This window comes from Pseudoalteromonas sp. SG41-5 (assembly GCF_014164495.1).
Lineage (GTDB): Bacteria > Pseudomonadota > Gammaproteobacteria > Enterobacterales > Alteromonadaceae > Pseudoalteromonas > Pseudoalteromonas rhizosphaerae.
In genome coordinates this window covers 1-6549 of record NZ_JACJFH010000149.1, presented here as the reverse complement: position 1 = coordinate 6549, position 6549 = coordinate 1, and the positions used below count along the sequence as shown (strand labels likewise).

The 6549-nt window shown below is 38.8% G+C and carries 5 protein-coding genes; 3 read left to right on the top strand and 2 right to left on the bottom strand.

The genetic code is table 11. The features are described 5' to 3' along the window. Nucleotides 1–287: 287 nt before the first annotated feature. A complete protein-coding gene (locus tag H5232_RS21720) occupies nucleotides 288–1577 on the bottom strand; it encodes an alkaline phosphatase (RefSeq protein ID WP_149980213.1) in 1290 nt (429 codons plus the stop codon). A gap of 100 nt (nucleotides 1578–1677) precedes the next feature. Between H5232_RS21720 and H5232_RS21715 the strand changes: the two genes are divergently transcribed. The 3 genes from H5232_RS21715 (at nucleotide 1678) to rnd (ending at nucleotide 5482) form a co-directional block, all read left to right on the top strand. Continuing rightward, a complete protein-coding gene (locus H5232_RS21715) occupies nucleotides 1678–2529 on the top strand; it encodes an alpha/beta fold hydrolase (protein WP_182831499.1) in 852 nt (283 codons plus the stop codon). Between the two features lie 120 nt (nucleotides 2530–2649). Beyond that, on the top strand, nucleotides 2650–4302 hold the full coding sequence (gene fadD / locus H5232_RS21710) for a long-chain-fatty-acid--CoA ligase FadD (RefSeq protein ID WP_145235691.1): 1653 nt from the start codon (nucleotides 2650–2652) through the stop codon (nucleotides 4300–4302). Nucleotides 4303–4351: 49 nt separating this feature from the next. Next, a complete protein-coding gene (rnd, locus tag H5232_RS21705; protein ID WP_145235687.1) occupies nucleotides 4352–5482 on the top strand; it encodes a ribonuclease D in 1131 nt (376 codons plus the stop codon). Between the two features lie 84 nt (nucleotides 5483–5566). Here rnd and H5232_RS21700 read toward each other — a convergent pair whose 3' ends face one another. Then, complete coding sequence (locus H5232_RS21700; RefSeq protein ID WP_182785003.1) at nucleotides 5567–6439, bottom strand: sugar phosphate isomerase/epimerase; 873 nt, start codon at nucleotides 6437–6439, stop codon at nucleotides 5567–5569. Nucleotides 6440–6549: the final 110 nt, after the last annotated feature.

Genomic DNA, 6549 nt, shown 5'->3' with positions numbered 1-6549 from the left:
ATGAAGAAATAGTCGAACAGGTTTCGCAAGCGTGGAATAAATTCATTTCTGTTCCTGATACGGTTAAAAGCATATGCTCTAGAGACTGGATAAAATTGACTTAATCTTTATGCAGATTGGTATTAGACAGTAATTTAACTATGTGTTGATGTGCCAGTATTTGGCAAAAGTTTACCTCCAGCTGTGATTAAAAAAGCCCAGATACATTATGACTGGGCTTTTTATAATTAACCTTTAATGTTGCAGTTAGCCTCTACCCTCAGGAAAAGCAACATGCCAATTAAACATTACTGCTGTTCAATAAAGCCGATCAGTTTATCGGCAATATCAGTATTGTTTTGTGAGCCGATAAATTTATCAGCACCTTTACCATAGGCAAATACTTGTACATCAATAGCAGTGTGACCGCCAGTAGTCCAACCGGTGAAACTGGCTCTACTGATAATATCTTTAATGGCAAGATTAAGTGGTTTATCGCCTAGTTTTTTTGCCTGTTCAAGCTTGATCTGGTTTTCGGGAGTGTATTCTATATTCGTGTTAGCAGTCCAAATAGCTTTTAAATCATCAGACTCTGACATTAATTTAGTTAATTTAACGGCTGTGGCTTTCACGCCTTTTACTACCTCGGTTTCCCATTTATATTGACCATGCGCACCTAATGTTAAACCACCTGTTGAGTGATCTGCGGTGATCACCAATAAGGTATCCGGGTTTTTATCAACGTACGCTTTTGCTTGCTCGATTGATTTAGCAAAATCATCCATTTCCGCCATTGCACAGGCAATATCATTGGCATGGCCACACCAATCAATTTGGCTGCCTTCGATCATCACGAAAAAGCCATTTTTCTTATTTTCATCAAGTAACTCAAGCGCTTTATTGGTCATTTGTGCTAAGCGTGTTGGGTTATTATCTAACGCAAAGTCAAGCCCAACTGGAGCAAATAATCCCAGCGCAGGAATTTGCTTAATATCTTTTAACGCACTAAAGTCATCACTGTATTGATAGCCCGCTTGCTTAAATTCTGCAACTAAATTACGGTCTTCGCGGATGTAATATTTAGTACCGCCACCGAGCATTAAATCAACGGGAAGTTTTCCGGCAATTTTATTATCAATGTAATCATTGGCAATTTCATCGTAGTTACGACGAGATTCATTATGTGCAGCGAAGCTTGCAGGCGTGGCATGATTGATTTGTGAGGTTGCAACTAATGCGGTGATCATGCCTTTTTGTTTGGCAATTTCGAGCATTGTTTTTACCGGTTTTTTATCGGTATCAACTGCAATTGCACCATTATAGCTTTTATGGCCGGAGCTCAAAGCTGTTGCGCCAGCAGCACTGTCAGTTACATAGGTATGGTCGTCAGGGTAAGTATGTGCCATACCTTTAAGAATTGTATCAAACACCGTACCTTCAATTTCTTTGGTCGACGGATCATCTTTAAAGTAGCGATATGCTGTAGTATAAGCGGGGCCCATGCCATCACCAATCATATAAATTATGTTTTTTGGTGCTTGCTCTGCGTATGCACTTGCTGAGCATAATAATGCCAAGAGGCTTATTTGTTTCTTCATCTTTGTACCCTGTTTATTATGTAGTGCCATTGTATACGCAATGTAGTATAAATAAATGTCTTTTACGTTAAACAAACTAAAAACAAAGGGGAATTACGCAGTGCATCCATTTTCAGTTCAAAGTGGCGCATTAACACTTCATGGCCTAACATTTGGGCAAGGAAAAGAGGTTGTCATTGCATTACATGGTTGGCTTGATAATTGTCATAGTTTTTTACCCATGTTAGAACATAACACCTTAACTGCAACTTGGTATTGTGTGGACTTTCCAGGACATGGTTTATCAGATTGGCGTGGAAGCGATGCACACTATTATTTCACTGATTACATTGATGATATTTATAATTTGATCGAAAAACTGGGAGTTAATAAAGTACATTTAGTTGGTCATTCTATGGGCGCAATGGCCGACGGGCTTTTTGCTAGCTGCTTTCCTGATAAAGTAAATACAGTTACTATGATTGAAGGACTGGGAGTTGTCACAACACCCAGTGAAAAAGTGGTTGAGCAGCTTAGAAATGCAATTTTGAATCGACGTCGTGTAAATAAAAAAGCACCCCGACAGTACGAGTCAAAACAAATAATACACCAAGCACGGGCGACACAAAGTGACTTACCTTTGGATTTAATAGCACTTTTGATGGACAGAAATATACTAGAAACTGAACAAGGATGGCTGCTAAGAACTGATCCAAAGCTTAAAAATCATTCAGGTTTTAGATTTGATGAGCAACAATGCATAGCGGTAATAAGCGAAATAAATGTGCCGTGCCAATTAATTGTAGGCAGTAAAGGGTATCAATTTATTAGTGATAATTTAAATAAATATGCTAATTATTACAAAAGCTTAATAGTAAATGAAGTTGAAGGTGGCCACCACTGCCATATGCAAAGCCCTGAGCAATGTTTACAGCAGGTTCATGCATTTATGCTGCAAACTGGTGCATGTTAATTGTATATTTGCACAAAATGTGGGAATATTTGCGAATTAGAGTGATTGCTCAATTGTGAAATTGCCTTACTTAGTTTAAGGTTTAATAAAAATAAATTATAAATAGAACAGGAGCTAAGAGTGGACAAAATTTGGCTGAAGCGCTACCCAGAGGGTATGCCTGAAACAATCGATCCTGAGCACTACAACTCGTTGTTAGAAGTGTTTGAAAAAAGCTTCACTGACTACAAAGACTTGCCTGCTTTTACCAATATGGGTAAAACATTGAGCTATGATGAAATAGACCAAGCAACAAAACGTGTTGCTGTGTATATTCAAAAAGAGCTGGGATTGAAAAAAGGCGATAAAGTGGCTGTAATGATGCCAAATTTATTACAAACACCTGTTTCAATACTCGGTATTTTACGTGCCGGTTGTGTCGTAGTTAACGTTAATCCGCTTTACACTGTACGTGAGCTTGAACATCAATTAAATGATTCAGAAACATCAGCGATTTTTATACTGGCTAACTTTGCAGACACGCTTGAAAAAGCATTGCCGCACACTAAAGTAAAACACATCGTAGTTACCCAAGTGGGTGATATGGTGGGTGGCTTTAAAAAGCACTTGGTTAACTTTGTTGTTAAGCATATTAAAAAAATGGTGCCAAGCTATTCATTGCCTAACCCCATTAAGTTTGAAGCCTTACTTGCAGCGAACGAAAAAGATTACATTAAACCTGAAGTGTGTTTATCTGATATTGCTTTTTTACAATATACCGGTGGCACAACGGGTGTCTCTAAAGGTGCGATGCTGACCCATGGCAATATGGTAGGTAACTTAGAGCAGGTTTCTGGTTGCTTAGATCAAGTGTTAGAACGTGGCAAAGAAGTTGTTGTCACTGCTTTACCGCTTTATCATATCTTTGCACTAACAGCGAACTGCTTAACGTTTATGAAGTATGGCGGATTAAATTTATTGATCACCAATCCGCGTGATATGAAAGGCTTTGTGAAAGAATTAGGCCAACATAAATTCACCGCGATCACGGGCGTAAATACATTATTTAATGGTTTGTTGAATACACCGGGTTTTGCCGAGCTTGATTTTTCAAGTTTGAAAATGTCCCTTGGTGGTGGTATGGCTGTACAGCGACCTGTTGCTGAAAAATGGCAAAAGATCACCAGTAGCAAATTAATGGAAGGGTATGGTTTAACTGAGTGTTCGCCATTAGTTACTGTCAGTCCTTATGATCTAGATTCATACAATGGTTCGATTGGTTTACCTGCACCTAATACTGAGATCAAGTTGATGTTAGATAATGGTGAAGAAGCAGCCAAAGGTGAGCCGGGCGAATTATGGGTTAAAGGCCCACAAGTGATGGTTGGTTATTATAATCGTCCTGATGCAACGGCTGAGTGTTTGCAAGATGGTTGGTTTGCCACAGGGGATATAGCCACTTATGACGATGAAGGATTCTTTTATATTGTTGACCGTAAAAAAGATATGATCATCGTATCTGGCTTTAATGTGTTCCCAAATGAGATCGAAGAAGTGATTGCAATGCATGAAGGTGTTTTAGAAGCAGCAGCAATTGGTATCCCTCATGATGTTAGCGGCGAACAAGTTAAAGTTTTTATTGTTAAAAAAGACCCATCTTTGACTGAAAAAGATATAATAAAACACTGTCGTGATAATTTAACTAATTACAAGGTCCCTAAACTGGTTGAGTTTAGGGATGAATTGCCAAAAACAAACGTTGGCAAAATACTCAGACGAGCCTTGAAAGATTAGCAAGCTAAAAAAGCCGACATATGTCGGCTTTTTTATTGTAGGAGATTAAGTGCAATATCAATTGATCCAAACCCAAAATCAATTAAATGAGTTTGTAGAGCAGATCCGTAACAAACCCATCTTAGCAATTGATACAGAATTTATGCGTCGTCGTACTTTGTATCCTGAAGTTGCCCTTATTCAAGTTTATGACGGCGAACATTTAGCATTAATCGATCCGCTAGCCGAGCTATCATTGTTTGATTTTTGGCAGATTCTACGTGATCCTGCGGTGTTAAAAGTCTTGCATTCACCGTCGGAAGATATTGAAGTATTTCAAAAATACGCCGGCTTCGTACCAGCTCCCTTATTTGATAGCCAATTTGCCTTGCAATTATTAGGCAATGGCAACTGCATGGGCTTTGCTCATATGGTAAAAAATTTACTCGATATTGAAATCGACAAAAGCGAATCACGGACCAATTGGTTACAGCGTCCGCTAACAATTAAACAACTCGATTACGCTGCAGCTGATGTATTTCATTTATTACCGTGCTTTAAAATTATTATTGAACAAATCAACGACGCTGGTTTCTTTGATATTGTGATCAATGAAAGTGAGTTGATTGCACAAAAACGGGCTTATCAAACACCGGATGAACATCTGTATCGAGACATTAAAAATGCTTGGCAATTAAAACCTGCGGATCTTGCTGTATTAAGAGAGCTTGCGGCTTGGCGTCGTAACAAAGCGATACGCAAAAATTTAGCGCTTAACTTTGTATTAAAAGAGCATTGCTTGGTTGAATTGGCAAAACGCAAACCAACGAGTTTAACTGCAATGCGTAATGTCCCAGAAGTCGATAGCATCGAAGTTAACCGCTCGGGCGTTGAAATCTTAAAGTGTATTGAAAAAGCTAAAGTGATCCCTGTTGCAGATTTTCCTGAGCCACTAAGACGACTTATTGACTTTCCAAGTTATAAAAAAGTAGCCAAAGAAATTAAACAAAAAATCACTGCAGTTGCTAAAAAACAGGGCATTCCAGAAGATGTATTTGCATCTAAAAAGCAAATCAACCAGTTGATCAGTTGGAATTGGAAGTTAACCAGCGCTGAGCGTGAACAGACTCCAAAGCCCGATTTACTTAACTCATGGCGTTATGAATACTTAAAAGACACACTGAAAGAGTGGGATGTATAATTATTAAGAGTTCATAGGGACTAAGATAGTTAATGTACTATTGTTAGTCCCTACTGTTTGTGTCAGAGGAGGGAGAAAGTTACTTTATTCGCCCATTTTAGCGAGGATCTTATCTAAATTAACTTTAGATTTAGCCACGCTTTGCATTGGTGTTAACCCATTCGGGTATTCTTCTTGCTCTACGACTAGCCACTGAGTGGCGCCATCAACAATCAATGTTTCTATTATTTTTTGCCATGGATAATCATTTTCACCTAATATAGGACTTAAGCCATCGTTAGGATGGGTGCGAACTTTTAAGTGGGTTGCCAGGGTTCGTCCTGGGTATTTTTTAATGAAATATTCAGGATCTTTTCCTGCATAATGTACCCAACCTATATCAAGCTGCAGTGGCAGGGTATTTGGCGTATTACTGGCAATAGCGTCCCAGTATGTCGCGTTTTGGAATTGACTAAACTCCTTATTATGGTTGTGAAAACCGATGTGCATAGCATAGCGCTGAGCGATTTCATTAACCTGAACGAGTTGTTCGGTCAGAGAGGTAATTCCTTGTGGGTGCCAAGCTCTTTCATCCCAAGGTACAAATAAAATCGAGACACCAAGGGTTTTATAAAACAATAATGTGTCTGTTAAGGTGTCATCCGTTAAGGAGTCAAAGCCGATATGTGCGCTACTAGCGACTAAATTTAGCTTCGCGAGTTTGTCCTTCAGTGCACTTGGATTGTTCTTATAAGGCCCAAAGTCACCTGCAAATTCCACACCTTGAAAGCCCATATCAGCAATAGATGAAAGGGTGCCATCAAAATCCGCTTTTAAGGCATCTTTAACAGACCAAAGCTGAACACTAACGGGGAGTAGTTGTTTGCTTGTTTTTGCATAGATAGACAGCGAGTTTAAAACACAAAAAATAAACAGAATTGAAATAACATAATTAAATAATGATTTGATTTTGAACATAAAAAACACCTAGGAGGAAAAGCAGGGAATTGCTCCCTGCTTAGGGCTGGGCTAGCTAAAAAATAACTTAGCGTTAACTGGCAACTGAATCTTGATAAGCATACTCGGTC